Source organism: Streptosporangium sandarakinum (genome assembly GCF_050942225.1).
In the GTDB taxonomy this organism is placed as follows: domain Bacteria; phylum Actinomycetota; class Actinomycetes; order Streptosporangiales; family Streptosporangiaceae; genus Streptosporangium; species Streptosporangium nondiastaticum.
Window position 1 is genome coordinate 4,888,503 of the sequence record NZ_CP192034.1, and the last position, 17,523, is coordinate 4,906,025.

Below are 17,523 nucleotides of genomic sequence, written 5' to 3' on the forward strand. Positions count from 1 at the left end.
AAGTGCGTGAACGGCCCCGCGGGGCGCGGCATGATGCCCGCTCGTGACCGAGACGGAACGCAGCTCACCGGAAAGGGGCCGGCCGTGGCGCAGAAGGTGATCCTGGTCGACGACCTCGACCACTCCGAGGGCACCGACGTGGCGAGGCGGGAGTTCTCCCTGCTGAACCGGACCTTCGCCATCGACCTGTCCGACGACAACCAGCGGCGGCTGCGCGAGGCCCTCGGCCTGATCGAGAAGGTCCTGGAGAGCTCCCGGGAGGTCAGGCAGGCGTCGCGGGCGCGGCGGCCCGCCGACTCCCCCGTCCGCCTGCGCGGGCACACCACCACCGACGTCCGCGAGTGGGCCCGCGAGCAGGGCCTGGAGGTGCCGGTCCGGGGCCGCGTCCCGGAGGAGGTGCTCGACCGGTTCCTCGCCGCCCACCCCGACGCCGTACCGGACCGGGAGGACGCGCCGGAGCGGGCGGCCGGGGCGTCGGGACGGCGGGCCCGGACGGAGCGGGACGAGGCGCCGGAGACGGCGTAGGAACCCGCGCCGGGAACCCGCGCTACGCTCCCTTGGGGGAGGTGAGCGAGCTGGTCACGGGGGTCGGCACGGGTGATGGAGGCGGCCTCGACGTGCGCGAGCTGCGCGACGTCGGGGAGTTCGAGGACGCCGTGCGGCTGTTCGACGCGATCTGGCACCCCGATCCGGGCAACCGGCCGATCACGGCGGAGCTGATGCGGGCGCTGTCGCACGCGGGCAACTACGTCGCGGGCGCCTACGAGGGCGGGCGGCTGGCGGGAGCGTCGGTGGCGTTCCTGGCCGCCCCGATCGGCCGGGCGCTGCACTCCCACGTCACCGGCGCCCTCCCCGGCCGCGGCGCCGGCCTCGCGCTGAAGCTGCACCAGCGCGCCTGGGCGCTGGAGCGGGGCCTGGACCGCATCGCCTGGACCTACGACCCGCTGGTGCGCCGCAACGCCCACTTCAACCTGGCCAAGCTCGGCGCCCGCGCCGAGGAGTACCTCCCGTCGTTCTACGGGGCCATGGACGACGCGATCAACGCCGGGGACGAGTCGGACCGGCTGCTCGCCGTGTGGCACCTTTCGGAGCCGCGCGTGCTGGCCGCCGCGCGGGGCGAGCCGTACGTCCCGGAGGTGCCCGCGGACGCGGTGGCCGGCCTGGCCGTCCTGGACGGCCTGCCGTCGCCGGTCCCGGCCGGGGCCTGGGCCGGGGCCCGTACCGTGCTGGTGGCGGTGCCCGAGGACGTCGAGGCGCTGCGCCGGGCCGACCCGGACGCGGCCCGGGCGTGGCGGCGCGCCGTACGGGAGGTGCTGGGCGGGCTGCTGGCGGAGGGCGCCCTGGTCGCCGGCTTCGACCGCCGGGCCGGCTACGTCGTGGAACGGCCCGGACCGGCGGGACGGTCCGGATCATGAGTGAGAGGAGAGGCGGCGCGGGCCGCACACCATGAAGATCACCGGAATCGAGCTGCGGCGGATCGCGATGCCGCTGGTGGCGCCGTTCCGCACCTCGTTCGGCACGGAGACCGAGCGCGACGTGCTGCTCGTGCGGGTCGTCACCCCCGGCGCCGAGGGCTGGGGCGAGTGCGTGGCCATGTCGGAGCCGCTGTACTCCTCCGAGTACGTGGACGGCGCCGCCGACGCGCTGCGCCGCTTCCTGATCCCCGCCCTGCCCGCGCACGCCGACGCCGAGGCCGTGAACCGGGCGATGGAGCCGTTCAAGGGCCACCGCATGGCCAAGGCCGCCCTGGAGACCGCCGTGCTGGACGCGTCGCTCCGCGCCTCGGGGCGGTCCCTCGGCTCGTTCCTCGGCGCCTCCCGCGACCGGGTGCCCTGCGGCGTGTCGGTCGGCATCATGGACTCGATCCCCGAGCTGCTCGACACCGTGGCGGGCTACCTGGACGAGGGGTACGTCCGGGTCAAGCTGAAGATCCAGCCGGGCTGGGACGTGGAGCCGGTGCGGGCCGTGCGCGAGCGGTTCGGCCCCGACCTGCTCCTGCAGGTCGACGCCAACGCCGCCTACACCCTCGGCGACGCCCCCCGGCTGGCCGCGCTCGACGCCTTCGGCCTGCTGCTCGTCGAGCAGCCGCTGGCCGACGACGACCTGGTGCAGCACGCCCGGCTCGCCCGGCGGATCGCCACCCCGATCTGCCTGGACGAGTCGATCGAGTCGGCCCGGCACGCCGCCGCCGCCATCTCCCTGGGCGCGTGCTCGATCATCAACGTCAAGCCCGGCCGGGTGGGCGGCTACCTGGAGGCCCGCCGCATCCACGATCTGGCCCGCGCCCACGGGGTGACGCTGTGGTGCGGCGGGATGCTGGAGACCGGCGTCGGCCGCGCCGCCAACCTCGCCCTGGCCGCGCTGCCCGGCTTCACCCTGCCGGGCGACACCTCCGCCTCGCGCCGTTACTTCGCCACCGACGTCACCGCCCCGTTCGAGCTGCGCGACGGCCACCTCGACGTCCCCACCGGCCCCGGCATCGGCGTCGACCCGCTGCCCGGCGTCCTGGACGAGGTCACCGTCTCCACGGAGTGGATCCCGCTCTGACCCGGCGGGGAGCGCCCCGACCCACCCCGGTGCGCTCCCCGGAAGCCCGGCGGGCCCTCACTGCTTCGGCGTGCCGGTGCCCAGGTCGGGGACGAACTGGGTCATGCACCCCATGGGGTCGTCCGCCGTGCCGCAGAGGACCGGCCAGGTGAGGAACGGCCCGTACTTGAGCTGCCGGTTGACCCCCCCGCTGGGGTTGAAGGCGCTGTCCGGGCCGTACTTGCCGTGCGTGCCGAACCTGCCGGCGAAGGGCACCGCCGGGCGGTCCTCGGCCCGGTCCGGCCCGGCCGCCCCGGCCGTGCCGCCCCCCTGCCCGGAGGAGGGGGCCGACTGCGACTGGCTCTGCCTGGACGGAGCCTGCCCGCCGCGCTCCTTCGACGCCCCCATCCTCCCCGGACGGCTGCGGCCCACGGCCTCCCGCCCGGCGAACCGCCCCCGTCCCTTGCCGGTCGCCTCCTCGGAGGTGGACGCGTCCTCGTCCCGCTGCGGCGCGGCGGCCTGCCGCCTCGGTGCGGCGTGCCGCCGCGACGCGTCCTGCCGCTCGGCCGAGGCCCTGCCCCGCCGCTCGGACAGCCTCCCGCCCTGCCGTCCGGGGGCCGCCCTGTCCTGCCGGAACGCGGCGTCGTCCCGCCGGGCGCCGGAGCCGTGCGCGCCGGGGCCCCGGGCGCTCGACCCTCGGCCGCCGGGACCGTGGACGCCGGGATCGTGGGCGCCGGGGGCCCGGACGCCGGTGACCGGTTCCCCGGCCGTGAACCCGGCGGTGTCCGCCCGGCAGACGCCCCCCGGCACGGCGAGGAGGGCGGTGCCCAGGGCGGCGAGCGACAGCTTCGCCATTGTGCCCACCGAAGAACTCATAATTAGTCCTTTCCGGACATTTCATCCTATTAATGCGCCACGCATCTTCTAAACCGCCGGTCACCAGATACCCGGCCACTTTCTGCGATAACGAGAAATAGTTAATCGTGGCGTTTGATTTATGGATGGAGCCGGAAATTTACCGGTGGAATCAACGGCGATACCGCGTTGTGGTCGTCACCCTCCGACGCCCAAGGCCGCGCAACGCGCCGGAAGCGGCCCGCCCAAGCGCGCGACGCGCCGGAAGCGGCCCGCCCGGAACGGCGTGGGACACGGGAGGGGCGGCTCAGCTCCCGAGCGCGGCGGGAAGCCTCTCCAGCAGGCCCTTGAGGTCGTCGGCGTGCTCCTCCTCCTGGGCGAGGAGATCCTCGAAGACGCGCCGGGTGGTCACGTCCCGGTCGCCGAGCCACTGGACGATCTCGGTGTAGGAGGCGATGGCGACCCGCTCGGCCACCAGGTCCTCTTTGATCATTTCGACGAGGTCGAGGCTCTCGTCGTACTCGGCGTGCGAGCGCAGGGTCAGCGTCTCGGGGTTGAAGTCCGGTTCGCCGCCGAGCTGCACGATGCGCTGGGCGAGACGGTCGGCGTGCTCCTGCTCCTCCGCCGCGTGCTCCAGGAACTCCGCGGCCACCGGCTCCGCGTAGAGCCCGGTGGCGGTGTAGTAGTGCCGCTTGTATCGGAGCACGCAGACCAGTTCCGTGGCCAGCGCCTCGTTGCACACCTGGATCACCCGCGGAAGGTCGGCGCCGTAGGCGGACGTGATCGGCCCCTTGCCGATCTCCTGGCGGGCCCGGGCGCGGATCTCCTTGATGTCGGTGAGAAATTCAGCCATATGCCCCCTCTAACCCATCTCGCCCCTTTTATGCCGGTTTTTGCCATTCTCCCGGAGGCCGCCGATCCGGAACGGCTGCCCGGCCGCCGGCCCTCCCCGCGAAGCCCTCCACGCAGAGCCCTCCACGCTCCCCGGACGGTGTCAGGACCGTTACCGGCGGGCCGGTTCGCCGTACGGCTCCCCGGGTAGTCGCAGACGACCATGGGAACCGCGACGGAAGTGCCGCAGACACGGAGCATGAGCGGCGAGCAGCTGTCGGCCGACCACGCCTGGGTCACCCTGCGCAGGTACGGCCGCTGGCACCTCGTGCGTGACTCCTTCGCCAGGTTCAGGTACGGCGAGGGCATGACCAACTCGCGGGCGCTGGCCTTCCAGATCTGCCTGTCGATCATCCCCGGCGCCATCGCGCTGGTGGGGCTGAGCTCGGTGGTCAACCAGGAGCACCTGGGCGAGGTGCTGGAGCTCACCCTGAGCCGGATCGCACCCGGTGCCGGGGCGGACGCCGTCCGGGACGTGCTCTCCGAAAGCCACCGGCAGGCGGGCCACGCCGGGGGCACCGTGGCGCTGTGGCTCGGCCTGTGCACCGCGCTGGTCTCGCTGACCGGCGCCATGGCCCAGGTGGAGCGGGGCGCCAACCGCATCTACGGCGTGGAGCGCGACCGCCCGTTCCACCGCAAGTACGGCAGGGCCCTGGTGATGGCGCTGACCGCGGGCGCGTTCATGACCGCGGGCTTCGTGGTGATGGTGGGCGGCGGCGCGATCGGCCGGGCGCTCGCCCAGGTCTACGACTGGGGTGGGGCCGAGTTGCGGGCGTTCACGCTGGTGCGCTGGCCGGTCGGGTTCCTGCTGGCGGTGCTGTCGGCGTCGGTGCTGTTCCGCGCCGCGCCGCGGCGCAGGCAGCCGGGCCACACCTGGCTCGCGTTCGGCGCCCTGGTCTCGATCGCCCTGTGGACGGTGTTCACGCTGCTGCTGGCGCTCTACATCGAGGGCAGCGGCACCTTCGGCTCCACCTACGGCCCGCTCACCGCCGTCATGGCGCTGATGCTGTGGTCGTTCCTCAGCTCGATGGCGCTCTTCCTCGGGCTGGCCTTCGCCGCGCAGATGGAGGCGTGCCGGGCCGGGAACGCCCGGCCGACCGAGCCGGACCCCGGGCCCACGGCCGAGGAGGAACGCGAGCCGCTGGTGGGCGCCGCCGGGACCGCCGTGGCGGACACCGTACGGCGGGTCACCGGGCTCCTGCGGGAGACCCCGGAGAGCCCTGAACAGCGCGCGTCCCGAGGTCGGGTCCCGGAGAACCCCGAACGACGCGCGTCCCGAGGGTGAGATCCCGGAGAGCCCCGAACGGCGCGCGTCCCGAGGGTGAGATCCCGGAGAGCCCCGGACGGCGCGCGTCCCGAGGGTGAGGCCCCGGGGAGCGGGGCCTCCGGCGCCGCTCAGCCGGGCTCCGCCGGGTCGTCCCCGCGCAGGAGCGACCACACCGCCTGGGAGGTGAGCGGGGTGGCGGTGACCCCGGTGGCGATCTCGGGCACGGCCGCCGCCACCGCGTTGCCGATCGCCGCGGGCGGGCCGATCGTGCCCGCCTCCCCCACCCCCTTCATGCCGCCCGGAGTGATGGGCGAGGGCGTCTGGGTCAGGACGACCTCGATGTCCGGCACCTCCCGCGTCGTCGGCGGGAAGTAGTCGGCGGCCGGCTGCCCGTCGGTGGAGTGGACGACCTCCTCGGTCAGCGCCATGCCGATCCCCTGGGCGATCGCGCCGCGCAGCTGGCCCTCGACGATCGCCGGGTTGACGAGCGTCCCGGAGTCGCCGACCACCCAGTACCCCTCGACCTCGACCGCGCCGGTCTCCACGTCTACGGCCACCGCCGCCGCGTGTGCCCCGTAGGCGTAGGTGTAGCCGGCGGGGTCGTGGGTGACGCGCTCCTCCAGCCCCGGCGGCACGCCCTCGGGCAGATCCCAGCCGCGCCAGGCCGACAGGGCGATCTCGCGCAGGGTCCGGCACGAGGCCGGGTCGCCCTTCACCCGGACGGCCCCGTCGTCGATCTCCAGGTCGTCGCCGGAGACCTCCAGCTGGTGGGCGGCGATGGCGACGATCCGGTCGCGCAGCAGCCGGGCGGCGCGGTTCAGGGCGCCGCCGCCGACCACGAGGGAGCGGCTGGCGATGGAGCCGATCGAGGAGTACGGCGTGGCCGCGGTGTCGCCGAGCACCACCTGGACCCGGTCCAGCGGCACGCCCACGCCGTCCGCGGCGAGCTGGGCGAGCGTCGTCTCTATGCCCTGCCCCATCCCGGCCACCCCGGCGTGCACGACGAGCGAGGCGTCGGGCTCCATCCGCACGATCGCGGTCTCGAACCCGCCCGCGGCCTGGCCCGCGGCCTTGAGGCCCATGGACGGCCCCATGCCGGTGGCCTCCACGTGGCAGGAGAACCCGACGCCGCGCCTGCGCCCGTCACGCGGCGGCCCGACCCGGGCCATCTCCCGCACCCGGCGCAGGGCCGCGGGGTAGTCGCCGCTGTCGTAGGACTGCCAGGTGCGGGTGGCGGCGGGCAGATCGTCGGGGCCGATCATGTTGCGCAGCCGCAGCTCGACGGGGTCGGCCCCCAGCAGCCGCGCCGCCTCGTCCACCAGCCGCTCCCTGGTCCAGGTCACCTCCGGCTGACCGAAGCCCCGGTAGGAGCCGGTCGGGGTGGTGGTGGTGACGGCGGCGCGCACCCTCGCGCCGGCCCGCTCGAACCGGTAGGGGCCGGGCAGCATGATGGCCGACACGGCGAGCGGGCTGATCCCGACGTTCGACGGATGGGCGCCCAGGTCGCCGAGGATGTCGCAGTGCAGGGCGACGAAGCCGCCGTCGGCGGTGAACGCCAGGCGGCCCCGGTGGACGGCGTCGCGGGCCGCCAGGGTGGCGGACAGGTGCTCGGCGCGCGTCTCCGACCAGCGCACCGGGCGGCCGAGCCGCAGGGCGGCCAGGCAGACGAGCGCCTCGTCGGGGTAGAGGTGCTCCTTCGCGCCGAACCCTCCCCCGATGTCGCAGCCGATCACCCGCACCGCGTTGAGGGGCAGGCCCAGGGCCTCGGCCGCGTGGTCGCGCACGTGGTGCGGGGCCTGGGCGGCGGCCCAGATCGTGAGCGTGCCGTCGGAGGGGTCGGCCGCGATCCCGCGCGGCTCGATCGGGCTCGGCGCGGCCCGGCCCAGGCGGAACGTCATCTCCACGACGTGGTCGGCGGCGGCGATCGCCGCCTCGCAGTCGGTGTCGCCGACCTCGAAGTCGGTCACCAGGTTGGTGCCCCAGGCGGGGTACAGCAGTGGGGCGCCGTCGCGGACGGCGTTCTCCACGCCGACCACGGCGGGCAGTTCCTCGATGGCGAGGCCGATCAGGTCGGCGGCGTCCCGGGCGGCCTCCGGGGTCCGCGCCACGACGACGGCGAGCGGCTGCCCGGCGTAGCGGATCTCCTCGTCCAGCACCGGGTAGGAGGACTCGCGCTGCCCCGGCGCGACCGCCACGCACGGCAGCCGCGCGCCCGCCGCGTCGGCGGGGTGATGACGCCGAGCACCCCCGCGGCGGAGCGGGCGGCCTCGGTGTCGCATCCGGTGAGCCGTCCGTGGGCGACGGGACTGCGCACGATCACCGCGTGCGCGGCGTCCGGCGGCCCGACGCCGCCGACGTATCTCCCGCGCCCGGTGAGCAGCCGCCCGTCCTCGCGGCGGGGGGCCCGCGCGCCGACGTAGGGGTGATGATCAGCCATGGACCCGATTCTGAGCGCCGCCCGCCCCCTCGCCAAGACCGTCGTGCCGTACGGCGGCGCGGCGGCCCGCACCGCCGGCCGTCAGCCGGCCGGGCTGTCGGTCTGCCGGCCCACCTGCGTGGCCAGCTTCTCCAGGCTCTCGTCGAGGGAGCGGTGGACCTCCTCGGCGGACGGGGCGTGCTCCTCGTCGAAGAACGACAGGTGGATGGTCACCTCGCTCCCCCCGGCGCCGCTGTCGGCGATCTGGAGCCAGCCGCTGTAGCTGGCGTCGTCGCGGGTGCCCCACTCCAGCCGGAGCTGCTCCGGGACGGCCCGCAACAGGCCGCGGGAGTCCTGCCCGGTGTCGTCCTCGTGCACGGTCACCGCCGGCGGCTCCTCGGCGCGCACGTGCAGTTCGCGGGGCAGCCAGTCGTCGAGCCGGTCCAGGTCGCTCACCTCGTCGAACACGATCTCCGCGGTCGCGGGCATGGTGCGGGAACGCTCGTACTCACTCATCGCAATCGTCACTCCCTGTCACGGAAACGTCGAACGGCCCCTTACCCGCCGTCGGCCCGTCCATCCCTGGACCGTCCGTTCCCGGGGCCTCCGCCCCGTGACACGCGCGGAACAGACGCGCGGGCGTGTAACGGACGGCGCCGTCGCGGGACGGTACCGGTGCGGGCGGCACGGCGGAGCCGGCAGGGCCGGCGGGGCCAGCCGGCTCCGTCCCCGGCCCCCGCGGCACCGGCGGACGCCGTCAGGTGTCGGTTCCGCCGGGTACGGGAATCCTCCTGTCCGGGTCGTTCGCTCTCCGGGAGAACGCCTCGGACGCCGGAGCGGGAGGAGAGGGTCGTGGAGTCCTTCGCGGACGGCGGGCTGCCTCCCGACGACGTGGTGGTGGCGGCGCTGCGGGCCGGGGACGAGGCGATGTTCGCGACGCTGCTGGACACCTGGTCGCGCGGGATGCTGTGGCTGGCCCGTTCCCACGTGTCCACCAACGACTCGGCGCAGGAGGTCGTCCAGGACACCTGGCTGGCGGTCATCCGGGGCATCGACGCCTTCGAGGGCCGTTCGTCGGTCAAGACGTGGGTCTACCGGATCCTGGTCAACACGGCCAGGAAGCGCGGCGTCCGGGAGAACCGCGTGGTCCCGTGGAGCAGCGCGTTCGAGCATGAGAGCCCGACCGTCGAGCCCGCGCGTTTCCAGGGCGCCGACGACCCTTTCCCGGGCTTCTGGAAGGACGTCCCGGCGGCCTGGCCCACCCCCGAGGGCGAGGTCCTGGCCGCCGAGGTGCGCGGCCTGATCACCAAGGCCCTGGCGGAGCTGCCTTCCCGGCAGCGGGTCGTGATCACCCTTCGTGACGTCGAGGGGTGCACCTCCGAGGAGGTGTGCGAGATCCTGGAGATCTCCCCCGCCAACCAGCGGGTCCTGCTGCACCGCGCCCGGGCGGCCGTGCGCGGGCGGCTGGAGGAGTATTTCGAGACGGCGGGACGGTCGGCGTAGTGAAAACGGTTCAGGTTCGAGACGGTGAGGCGGTCGGCGCTGTGAAGCGGTTCAGCTGCGACGAGGTGGTGGAACTCGTCACCGCCTACCTGGAGGGCGACCTCGACGAGACCACCCGGTGCCTGTTCGCCGAGCACCTGTCCGGGTGCGAGGGCTGCGCGCGCTACCTCGGCCAGATCCGCGCCACCGCGGACGCCCTGGGCGCCCTCGGCGCCTCCGGTCCCGGCGCGGGCGGGGAGCCGTCCCGCCCGCCGTCCGACGGGCTTCCGCGGAGCGCGCGGGAGCGGCTGCTGGGGGCCTTCCGCGAGCACCGGCGCTCCTGAGGGCCGCCGCGGCCCCTCCCCCGCCCGGGAAATTCATCGCGCCTCCGGTGTAACGCCCGCGCCCCTGCCGGGTCTGTAGTCCCGTACCCGTCAGGCGGGAGGGGCGGCCGATGAACGGTCTGGTGACCGGGGAGACTCCGATCCGGGACGCCGCGGAGGTGGAGGACTTCGCGCGCCGTTGCTTCGGCGGCGGCCCCGGCGACCGGCTGGGGATAGAGCTTGAGTTCCTGGTCTTCGACCTCGGGAGCCCGGCGAGCCAGGTCCCCCTGGACAGGGTCGCCGCCGCGCTGCCGCCGCTGCCCGGCGGGAGCCGGGTGACGTTCGAGCCGGGCGGGCAGCTGGAGCTCTCCGGGCCGGCGGGCCCGCTGCCGGAGGCCGTCGCCCGGATCGCCGCGGACGTCGACGCGGCGCGCGGAGCGCTGCGGGAGGCCGGCCTGGCGCTGGCCGGGGCGGGCCTCGACCCGGTACGGCCCGCCAGGCGGCAGCTCCGCCTGCCCCGCTACGACGCGATGGCGGCGTTCTTCGGCTCGCCGTACGGGCCGCTGATGATGTGCTCGACCGCGTCCGTCCAGGTGAACGTAGACCTGGGTGAACGGCCCGAGGCGCGCTGGGAGCGGGCGCACCTGCTGGGGCCGGTCCTGAGCGCGGCCTTCGCCAACTCGCCGCTGCTGGAGGGCGGGCCGTGCGGGTGGATGTCGGGCCGCCAGGTGGTGTGGGAGCGTCTCGACCCGACGCGGACGGCGCCCGTCCCCCTCCGGGGGGATCCGGTGGCGGCGTGGCGGGACTACCTCCTCGACGCCCGGGTGATGCTCGTGCGCGAGGAGGACGGGGACGGCGAGCGGTACCGCCCGGTCGGCGACGGGTCGTCCCTGCGCGACTGGCTGGCCGCGTCCCGGGCCGCCCCCGCCCGCCCGGCGTCGGTAGTCCCGCCCCGCCCCGCGCCCGGGTCGCCGGGCCCGTCGTACGGCTCGCCGCCGCGTCCGGCCGCCTCCGCGGCCTCCGCGGCGCCCTCGTACGCCGGACGCGGCCTGCCCGCGCGCCCGCCCACCCTGGCGGACCTGGCCTACCACGCCACCACGGTCTTCCCCCCGGTACGGCCGCGCGGCTGGCTGGAGATCCGCTATCTCGACGCGCAGCACCCGGCGTGGTGGCCGGTGTGCGCGGCGGTGACCCACGCGCTCGTGACGGACGACCTGGCGGCCGGCGCGGCGCTGGCCGCGGCGGAGCCGTACGCGGGGAGCTGGGCGCGGGTGGCGCGGCACGGCCTGGCGGACCCCGGGCTGCGCGCGGCGGCCGACGCCTGCTTCCGAGCCGCCCTCGCCGCGCTGCCCCGGCTGGGCGCGCCGCCCGCGCTGGTCCGCCGGACGGAGGCGTTCGCCGACCGGTACGTGACACCCGGCAGGTCCCCGGCCGCGGACCTGCTCGACCTGTTCGGCGCGACCGCCCCGGCGGGCCGGGCGGCGGAGCCGGAGCGGAACCTGGCGGCCTGGCTGGCCGGCGAGGAGGGGTGGACGTACGCGGCGTGACGGCCGGCCCACGGGCGCACGCGAGCGGCGCGGGCCGTACCGGGCGGCGCGGGCCACCGTACGGGCGGCACGCGGGACGGACGGTGAGGAGGACGCGGGGTGACGAAGGAGATGAGCGGGTTGGGCAGGATGATCGTTGACGGGACCGACGCGGACCGCCTCAAGGAGCGGATCGCCGCCGAGCTGATCGCGGTGCGCGGCAGGTCGCTGGCCTACACCGACGCCGAGGACGACCTGCTGGTGCGGCAGCACTCGCCGCTGATGTCGCCGCTGGTGTGGGACCTGGCGCACGTCGGCAACTACGAGGAGCTGTGGGTGCTGCGCGAGGCCGGCGGGATCACCCCGCTGCGGCCGGAGATCGACGACCTGTACGACGCGTTCAGGCATCCGCGCCGGGACCGGCCCTCCCTGCCGATCCTGGGGCCGGCCGAGGCGCGCCGCTACATCGAGGGCGTGCGCGGCCGGGTGCTGGACGTCCTGGACGGCTTCGACCCGGGCGACCCCGACCCGCTGCGCCGCGACGGCTTCGTCTTCGGCCTGGTCATCCAGCACGAGCACCAGCACGACGAGACGATGCTCGCCACCCTCCAGCTCTCCGGCGAGCCGGGCCTGGTGCGCGACGCCGAGCTGCCGCCCGGCCGCCCCGGCGGGCCGGAGGAGGTGTTCGTGCCCGCGGGCCCCTTCCTGATGGGCACCTCCACGCTGCCGTGGGCCTACGACAACGAGCGGCCCGCCCACCCGGTGGACCTGCCCGCCTACTGGATCGACCGGTTCCCCGTCGGCAACGCCGCCTACGCCGCGTTCGTCGAGGACGGCGGCTACGACGACCCGCGGTGGTGGAGCGAGGAGGGCGGGCGCTGGCTGCGCGAGAGCCGGGCCCGCGCGCCGCTGTTCTGGATCAGGGACGGCGGCGCCTGGTGGCGCACCCGCTTCGGCCGGACCGAGCCGGTCCCCATGGACGAGCCGGTGCAGCACGTGTGCTGGTACGAGGCCGAGGCGTACGCCCGCTGGGCCGGCAGGAGGCTGCCCACCGAGGCCGAGTGGGAGAAGGCGTGCGGGTGGGACCCGGCGGCCGGGCGGGCGCGGACCTACCCGTGGGGCGACGACGACCCCGGGCCCGGCCGGGCGAACCTGGGGCACCGGGCCGCGCGGCCGGCGCCGCTGGGGGCCTACCCCGCCGGGGCGAGCGCCTACGGCGCCGAGCAGATGGTCGGGGACGTGTGGGAGTGGACCGCCTCGCACTTCCTGCCCTACCCGGGCTTCCGCAGCTTCCCCTACCGGGAGTACAGCGAGGTCTTCTTCGGCCCCGGCCACCGGGTGCTGCGCGGCGGCTCCTGGGCGGCCGACCCGGCGGCGGTCCGCGCCACGTTCCGCAACTGGGACCTGCCGATCCGGCGGCAGATCTTCTCCGGGTTCCGCTGCGCCCGGTCGGCGTCCGCGGAGGAGTCCTGACATGTCGATACATGTTCGTTGGAGGGGCCCGACCCGCCGGCCCGCGGCCCGGGAGGACGCCTGATGTGCCGGCACGCCGCCTGGCTGGGCGCCCTCCGGTCCCTGGCCTCGCTGATCCACGAGCCAGAGCACGGGCTGCTGCGGCAGTCCTACGCGCCCCGAATGCAGCGCCACGGCCGGGTCAACGCCGACGGTTTCGGCATGGGCTGGTACGACGGGTCCCTTCCCGAACCGGTCCGCTACCGCCGCGCCGTCCCGATGTGGACCGACGCCAACCTGCCCGCCCTGGCCCGTGCCGCCCGCTCGGGGTGCCTGCTGGCGGCGGTGCGCACGGCCACCGTGGGCATGCCGATCGAGGAGACCGCGACCGCGCCCTTCACCGACGGCCCGTGGCTGCTCAGCCACAACGGCCGCGTCGCCCGGGACGCGCTGCGGGACCTGGCCGACGACGCGCCGAGCGCCTGCGACTCCGCGTGGGTGGCCGCGGCGGTGTTCGCCCGGCGGCGTGAGGGCCGGCCGCTCGGCGAGTCCCTCGCCGAAGTCGTCGTCCACGCCGGGGCCAAGGACCCCGGTGCCCGCCTGAACCTGCTGGCCTGCGACGGCGCCGCGCTCGCCGCGACCACCTGGGGCGACACGCTCTTCCTGCGCGCGGACCTCCCCGGCCCGGACCTGCCGCACCCGGGCTCGTTGCTCCCCGGCTCATCGCTCCCGGGCTCGCGGCCCCAGGGCTCCCTCCACGCCGGCGGAGGCGTGCTCGTGGCGAGCGAGCCGCTGGACGACCGGCCGGGCTGGCGGGCCGTACCGGACCGGCACCTCCTGCTCGTCTCCGCCGGCGGCGTGGAGCTCCTGCCGCTGTGACCGCCGTCCCGTCCACCGACCCAGGGAGGTTCCCGTGACAGTCACCCGCCAGGCCGTGGAGCTGATCGACCATCTCGACCGCGGCTACCTGCGCCAGTCCCTCGAACACGACGTCCGCACCGGGCTGACGGCCGCGGCCAAGTGGCTGCCGCCCAAGTGGTTCTACGACGCGGCGGGCAGCGAGCTGTTCTCGCGCATCACCCGGCTGCCGGAGTACTACCCCACGCGCCGCGAGCTGGTCGTCCTGCGCGGGCACGCCGACGAGATCGCCCGGCTGAGCGGCGCCGACACCCTGGTCGAGCTGGGTTCGGGCACCAGCGAGAAGACCGTCCTGCTGCTGGACGCCATGGAACGGGCGGGCACGCTGCGCGCCTACACGCCGGTGGACGTCGACGCCGTCACGCTGGGCGACGCCGCGCGCCGGCTCGCCGCCCGCTACCCGGGGGTGACCGTGCGGGCGGTGCGCGCCGACTTCGAGCGGCACCTGGCGCTGCTGCCCAGGGCCGGGCGGCGGATGGTGGCCTTCCTCGGCGGCACCGTCGGCAACCTCGACCCGGCGGCGCGCGAGGTGTTCCTCACCGGGCTGCGCGCCACGCTGGCGCCGGGCGACACCCTGCTGCTCGGGGCCGACCTGGTCAAGGACACCGGGAGGCTGGTGCGCGCCTACGACGACGCGGCCGGGGTGACGGCCGCGTTCAACCGCAACGTGCTGCGCGTGCTCAACCGGGAGCTGGGGGCGGACTTCGACCCGGAGGCGTTCGCCCACGTCGCCCTCTACGACGTGCGCAACGACTGGATCGAGATGCGGCTGCGCGCGACCCGGGACATGCGGGTGCGGATCGGCGACCTGGGCCTTTCGGTCCCGTTCACCGCCGGTGAGGAGACCCGCACCGAGATCAGCGCCAAGTTCCGCCCGGACGGCCTGCGCCGGGAGCTGTCCCGGGCCGGGTTCACGGTGATCCGCTTCCTGACCGACCCGGACGGGGACTTCGCCCTGGTGCTGGCGGGGACCTGAGCGGGTCTCGGCCGTCCCTCCGGAGCGGGGAGGCGGCTGGACACATCACCATCCCGGCGTCCCCCCGCCGGGCGAAACGTCCAGGGTCGGTTGCGTGAGCCCGGCGGAGCGGCACGATGCTGAGACGTGAACGACAGCGATCTCCTCAATCTCGACGGCCGCAGGTTCGTCATGGTCAGCTCGACGGCCAGCGAGGTGGACCCGGCCGGGCCCACCGAGTTCTCCTACCGGGAGTCCGGTGGGGTCATCTGGGGCGACTACACCGGTGACACGGTGGTCCACGGGCGGTTCGTCGGCACCCGGGACGGCGACCGGATCGAAATCTCCTACGTCCACCTGCTCAAGAGCGGGGAACGCGCCGGCGGGCGCAGCGGCAGCCGCATCGAGCCCCGCGACGGCGGCCGCCTCCGCCTGGTGGAGGAGTTCACGTTCACCGGGGACGACACGGTGCACGTGAGCGTGTGCGACGAGGTCGTCTGACCGGTCAGCCGTCCCGCTGGAGCCGGCCGCGGCCCTCGGCCGCGCCCACGAAACGCATCTTGCCCAGCGGCACCTCGCCCCCCGGGCCCGCGGCGCTCCCGGAGCCCGCGGGTCCGGTGGGCTCCGGGGCCGCACGGCGGGCGGCCCGCCCACCCGCCCGGTCCCCCGGCAGCACGTAGGGCCTCCTGATCACCTCGTCCAGGATGAAGACCGTCTCGGTCGCCTTGACCGCCGGGATGCCCGCCAGCCGTTCGGTCACCATGGCGTGCACGGCGGCGACGTCGGCCATCCGCACCTGGATCATGGCGTCGTGCTGGCCGGTGGTGATCGCGCAGTACTCCACCTCGGGCATCGCCGCGAGCTCCGCGCGGAACTGGCGCCACATCTGCTGCCGGACGGTCACGAAGATCAGCGCGGTGATGCCCAGCCCCGCTCGGACGTGGTCGATCTCGGCGGTGAACCGCCTGATCGCGCCGTCGGCGCGCAGCGCCTCGAACCGGGTGTAGGCGTTCGCCCGCGAGATGCCGACGCGCTCGGCGAGGGCCGCGACGGAGATCCTGCCGTTCTCCCGCAGCACTTCGAGGATCTTCAGGTGCGTGGCGTCGAGCTCGAGGCCGATGCCGATCCGTCCAGGCTGGGCGCCTCCGCGAGCCGGATTGCTTGATGTTTCGGTCATGCCCGTACCTCTCGGCCGAGATTCGTCTCGGCTTTCCGCCCTGTGCTGGACTTTCTGCCGGACAATACTGGACGATCGGCGACCAAACGTCCATATGGACCAATTTCGGAGGATACAAAATGGCGACCCGTTCTCGGCGCCCGGGGGCGAAGGCGGCCCTGCTGCCGGTGCTGCTCACCGGCGCCCTCGCCCTCGCCGCCTGCTCAGGCGGCGGCTCGTCTTCGGCTCCCGCGTCCGGAGGCGGCGGAGGCGCCGGTTCCAAGACGCTGGTGATCGACACCTCCTTCGACCTGAAGACGGCCGACCCCGGGCGCACCTACGAGCCCACCGGCCTGATCGTCGGCAAGGCGACCTACGAGACCCTGCTCACCTTCGAGGGCTCCGACGTCACCAAGCCGGTGCCGGCCCTCGCGGAGTCGTTCGAGCTGTCCAAGGACGGCAAGACGCTCACCCTGAAGCTCCGCAAGGACGCCACGTTCGCCGACGGCTCCCCGGTGACCGCCGACGACGTCGTCTTCTCCCTGAACCGGGTGCGCGACATGAAGGGCACGCCGTCCTTCCTGCTCGACGGCGTCGAGGTCGCCAAGACCGACGACACGACGATCACCCTGACCTCGGCGAAGGCCAACGCGGCGCTGCCGTACATCCTGCCCAACCCCGCGCTGGGCATCCTCAACTCCAAGGTCGCCAAGGAGCACGGCGCCACCACCGACCCGGGCGACAAGGCCGAGCAGTACCTCAACTCCGCGTCGGCGGGCTCCGGGCCGTACACCATCGAGTCGTTCAACGTCAGCAGCCAGGTGGTGCTGCGGGCCAACGCGAAGTACTGGGGCCAGGCCAAGCCGGCCTACGACAAGGTCGTGATCCGCAACGTCGAGGCGGCGACCCAGAAGCTCAACATCTCCCGCGGCGACAGCCAGGTCGCGCTGAACCTCTCCGGCGACCAGGTCGCCGGGATCACCGGCGGCCTGCAGGTCACGAGGACGGCGTCGGCCAACGTCATCTTCCTGCTGGCCAACCGGGACCCCTCGGTCAGCAAGGTCACCTCCGATCCCAAGTTCGCCGAGGCCGTCCGCAAGGGCGTCGACTACGCGGGCCTGCTGGAGCTGGCCGGCGAGGGCTCGGTGCAGGCGCCCGGCGTCATCCCGTCGATGCTGCTCGGCGCGCTCCCGCCGGAGGCCGCCGCCGGGCGCGACGTCGAGGGCGCCAAGGCCGCCCTGAAGGAGAGCGGCCTGGTGAACCCGACGGTCAAGCTGGAGTACCCCAGCGAACTGACCGTCAACGGCCTGTCCTTCCAGCCCTTCGCCGAGCGGATCCAGGCCAACCTCAAGGAGGTCGGCATCACGGTGGACCTTGCCCCCGCGCCGGTCACCACCGCCCTGGACAACTACCGCAACGGCAAGGAGGAGCTGGGCCTGTGGTACTGGGGCCCCGACTACCCCGACCCCAGCGACTACCTGTCGTTCCTGCCCGGCAAGCTGGTGGGCCTGCGGGCCGGATGGAAGGCGGGCGCCGACAAGGAGCTGGAGGCGGCGGGCGACAAGGCCGCCGCCGAGGTCGGCGACGACGCGCGCAAGCAGGCGTACTCCGACATCCAGACGAAGCTGAACGCCTCCGGCCCGTTCATCCCGCTCATCCAGCCCGGCCAGAACATCGTGACGGCCGCCTCCGTCACCGGCCTGAAGTTCAACCCGGTGTGGACCGTCGACGTCGCCGACCTCGGCGTCAAGTAAGG

Annotated in this window: 17 protein-coding genes and 1 pseudogene; 12 read left to right on the forward strand and 6 right to left on the reverse strand. The window is 74.5% G+C overall.

Annotated features, from left to right (window positions below; all coding sequences use genetic code 11):
* Positions 1-84: 84 nt before the first annotated feature.
* The 3 genes from ACQP10_RS23000 to menC are packed head-to-tail and all read left to right on the forward strand — an operon-like array spanning position 85 to position 2,547.
* Positions 85-525 (forward strand): histone-like nucleoid-structuring protein Lsr2, encoded by a 441-nt coding sequence (locus ACQP10_RS23000; protein WP_389999128.1) that lies wholly within the window; start codon positions 85-87, stop codon positions 523-525.
* 41 nt (positions 526-566) lie between these two features.
* Positions 567-1,415 (forward strand): GNAT family N-acetyltransferase, encoded by an 849-nt coding sequence (locus tag ACQP10_RS23005; protein ID WP_346022416.1) that lies wholly within the window; start codon positions 567-569, stop codon positions 1,413-1,415.
* 31 nt (positions 1,416-1,446) lie between these two features.
* Positions 1,447-2,547 (forward strand): o-succinylbenzoate synthase, encoded by a 1,101-nt coding sequence (gene menC / locus ACQP10_RS23010; protein WP_346022417.1) that lies wholly within the window; start codon positions 1,447-1,449, stop codon positions 2,545-2,547.
* A gap of 57 nt (positions 2,548-2,604) precedes the next feature.
* On the opposite strand, the gene ACQP10_RS23015 is transcribed toward menC, so the two are convergent.
* On the reverse strand, positions 2,605-3,390 hold the full coding sequence (locus ACQP10_RS23015; protein ID WP_433539693.1) for a hypothetical protein: 786 nt from the start codon (positions 3,388-3,390) through the stop codon (positions 2,605-2,607).
* Between the two features lie 298 nt (positions 3,391-3,688).
* Positions 3,689-4,234 carry a ferritin-like domain-containing protein gene (locus ACQP10_RS23020; RefSeq protein WP_179828279.1) on the reverse strand — a complete coding sequence of 182 codons (546 nt, stop codon included), beginning with the start codon at positions 4,232-4,234 and terminating at the stop codon, positions 3,689-3,691.
* A gap of 237 nt (positions 4,235-4,471) precedes the next feature.
* Between ACQP10_RS23020 and ACQP10_RS23025 the strand changes: the two genes are divergently transcribed.
* On the forward strand, positions 4,472-5,557 hold the full coding sequence (locus ACQP10_RS23025) for a YihY/virulence factor BrkB family protein (protein ID WP_246424770.1): 1,086 nt from the start codon (positions 4,472-4,474) through the stop codon (positions 5,555-5,557).
* Positions 5,558-5,667: 110 nt separating this feature from the next.
* On the opposite strand, the gene ACQP10_RS23030 is transcribed toward ACQP10_RS23025, so the two are convergent.
* The 3 genes and pseudogenes from ACQP10_RS23030 to ACQP10_RS23040 all read right to left on the reverse strand — a co-directional run bounded on the left by ACQP10_RS23030 (position 5,668) and on the right by ACQP10_RS23040 (position 8,471).
* A complete protein-coding gene (locus ACQP10_RS23030; RefSeq protein ID WP_433539694.1) occupies positions 5,668-7,734 on the reverse strand; it encodes a xanthine dehydrogenase family protein molybdopterin-binding subunit in 2,067 nt (688 codons plus the stop codon).
* Positions 7,735-7,826: 92 nt separating this feature from the next.
* A pseudogene (locus ACQP10_RS23035) lies at positions 7,827-7,976 on the reverse strand (hypothetical protein); the annotation flags it as partial.
* Positions 7,977-8,057: 81 nt separating this feature from the next.
* Positions 8,058-8,471 (reverse strand): SRPBCC family protein, encoded by a 414-nt coding sequence (locus ACQP10_RS23040; RefSeq protein ID WP_346022421.1) that lies wholly within the window; start codon positions 8,469-8,471, stop codon positions 8,058-8,060.
* Between the two features lie 336 nt (positions 8,472-8,807).
* On the opposite strand from ACQP10_RS23040, the gene ACQP10_RS23045 reads away from it, so the two are divergent.
* The 7 genes from ACQP10_RS23045 (at position 8,808) to ACQP10_RS23075 (ending at position 15,112) form a co-directional block, all read left to right on the forward strand.
* Positions 8,808-9,458 (forward strand): RNA polymerase sigma factor, encoded by a 651-nt coding sequence (locus ACQP10_RS23045; protein ID WP_346022422.1) that lies wholly within the window; start codon positions 8,808-8,810, stop codon positions 9,456-9,458.
* A 41-nt stretch (positions 9,459-9,499) separates the two neighbouring features.
* Positions 9,500-9,781: an anti-sigma factor family protein gene (locus ACQP10_RS23050; protein WP_179828274.1), complete on the forward strand. Its 282-nt coding sequence runs from the start codon at positions 9,500-9,502 to the stop codon at positions 9,779-9,781.
* A gap of 110 nt (positions 9,782-9,891) precedes the next feature.
* A complete protein-coding gene (locus ACQP10_RS23055; protein WP_433539695.1) occupies positions 9,892-11,307 on the forward strand; it encodes a glutamate-cysteine ligase family protein in 1,416 nt (471 codons plus the stop codon).
* A gap of 129 nt (positions 11,308-11,436) precedes the next feature.
* On the forward strand, positions 11,437-12,759 hold the full coding sequence (gene egtB, locus ACQP10_RS23060; RefSeq protein WP_433541935.1) for an ergothioneine biosynthesis protein EgtB: 1,323 nt from the start codon (positions 11,437-11,439) through the stop codon (positions 12,757-12,759).
* A 63-nt stretch (positions 12,760-12,822) separates the two neighbouring features.
* Positions 12,823-13,617, forward strand: coding sequence for an ergothioneine biosynthesis protein EgtC (egtC, locus tag ACQP10_RS23065; RefSeq protein ID WP_433539696.1), 795 nt, complete (start codon positions 12,823-12,825; stop codon positions 13,615-13,617).
* A 34-nt stretch (positions 13,618-13,651) separates the two neighbouring features.
* On the forward strand, positions 13,652-14,632 hold the full coding sequence (egtD, locus tag ACQP10_RS23070) for an L-histidine N(alpha)-methyltransferase (protein ID WP_346022425.1): 981 nt from the start codon (positions 13,652-13,654) through the stop codon (positions 14,630-14,632).
* 126 nt (positions 14,633-14,758) lie between these two features.
* Positions 14,759-15,112, forward strand: coding sequence for a hypothetical protein (locus ACQP10_RS23075; protein WP_312873647.1), 354 nt, complete (start codon positions 14,759-14,761; stop codon positions 15,110-15,112).
* A gap of 4 nt (positions 15,113-15,116) precedes the next feature.
* Here the strand turns inward: ACQP10_RS23075 and ACQP10_RS23080 are convergent, their stop codons facing one another.
* Entirely contained in the window at positions 15,117-15,788 is a 672-nt protein-coding gene (locus ACQP10_RS23080; RefSeq protein ID WP_433539697.1) for an Lrp/AsnC family transcriptional regulator, read from the reverse strand.
* A 119-nt stretch (positions 15,789-15,907) separates the two neighbouring features.
* Here ACQP10_RS23080 and ACQP10_RS23085 point away from each other — a divergent pair, with 119 nt between their 5' ends.
* A complete protein-coding gene (locus ACQP10_RS23085; protein ID WP_346022426.1) occupies positions 15,908-17,521 on the forward strand; it encodes an ABC transporter substrate-binding protein in 1,614 nt (537 codons plus the stop codon).
* The last annotated feature ends 2 nt before the right edge of the window (positions 17,522-17,523 follow it).

Bases quoted from the DNA above. Each gene is read 5' to 3' on its own strand.
- ACQP10_RS23080 (WP_433539697.1), bottom strand. From the start codon at position 15,788: ATGACCGAAACATCAAGCAATCCGGCTCGCGGAGGCGCCCAGCCTGGA.
- ACQP10_RS23040 (WP_346022421.1), bottom strand. From the start codon at position 8,471: ATGAGTGAGTACGAGCGTTCCCGCACCATGCCCGCGACCGCGGAGATC.
- ACQP10_RS23025 (WP_246424770.1), top strand. From the start codon at position 4,472: ATGAGCGGCGAGCAGCTGTCGGCCGACCACGCCTGGGTCACCCTGCGC.
- menC (WP_346022417.1), top strand. From the start codon at position 1,447: ATGAAGATCACCGGAATCGAGCTGCGGCGGATCGCGATGCCGCTGGTG.
- egtC (WP_433539696.1), top strand. From the start codon at position 12,823: ATGTGCCGGCACGCCGCCTGGCTGGGCGCCCTCCGGTCCCTGGCCTCG.
- ACQP10_RS23020 (WP_179828279.1), bottom strand. From the start codon at position 4,234: ATGGCTGAATTTCTCACCGACATCAAGGAGATCCGCGCCCGGGCCCGC.
- ACQP10_RS23055 (WP_433539695.1), top strand. From the start codon at position 9,892: ATGAACGGTCTGGTGACCGGGGAGACTCCGATCCGGGACGCCGCGGAG.
- ACQP10_RS23085 (WP_346022426.1), top strand. From the start codon at position 15,908: ATGGCGACCCGTTCTCGGCGCCCGGGGGCGAAGGCGGCCCTGCTGCCG.
- egtB (WP_433541935.1), top strand. From the start codon at position 11,437: ATGATCGTTGACGGGACCGACGCGGACCGCCTCAAGGAGCGGATCGCC.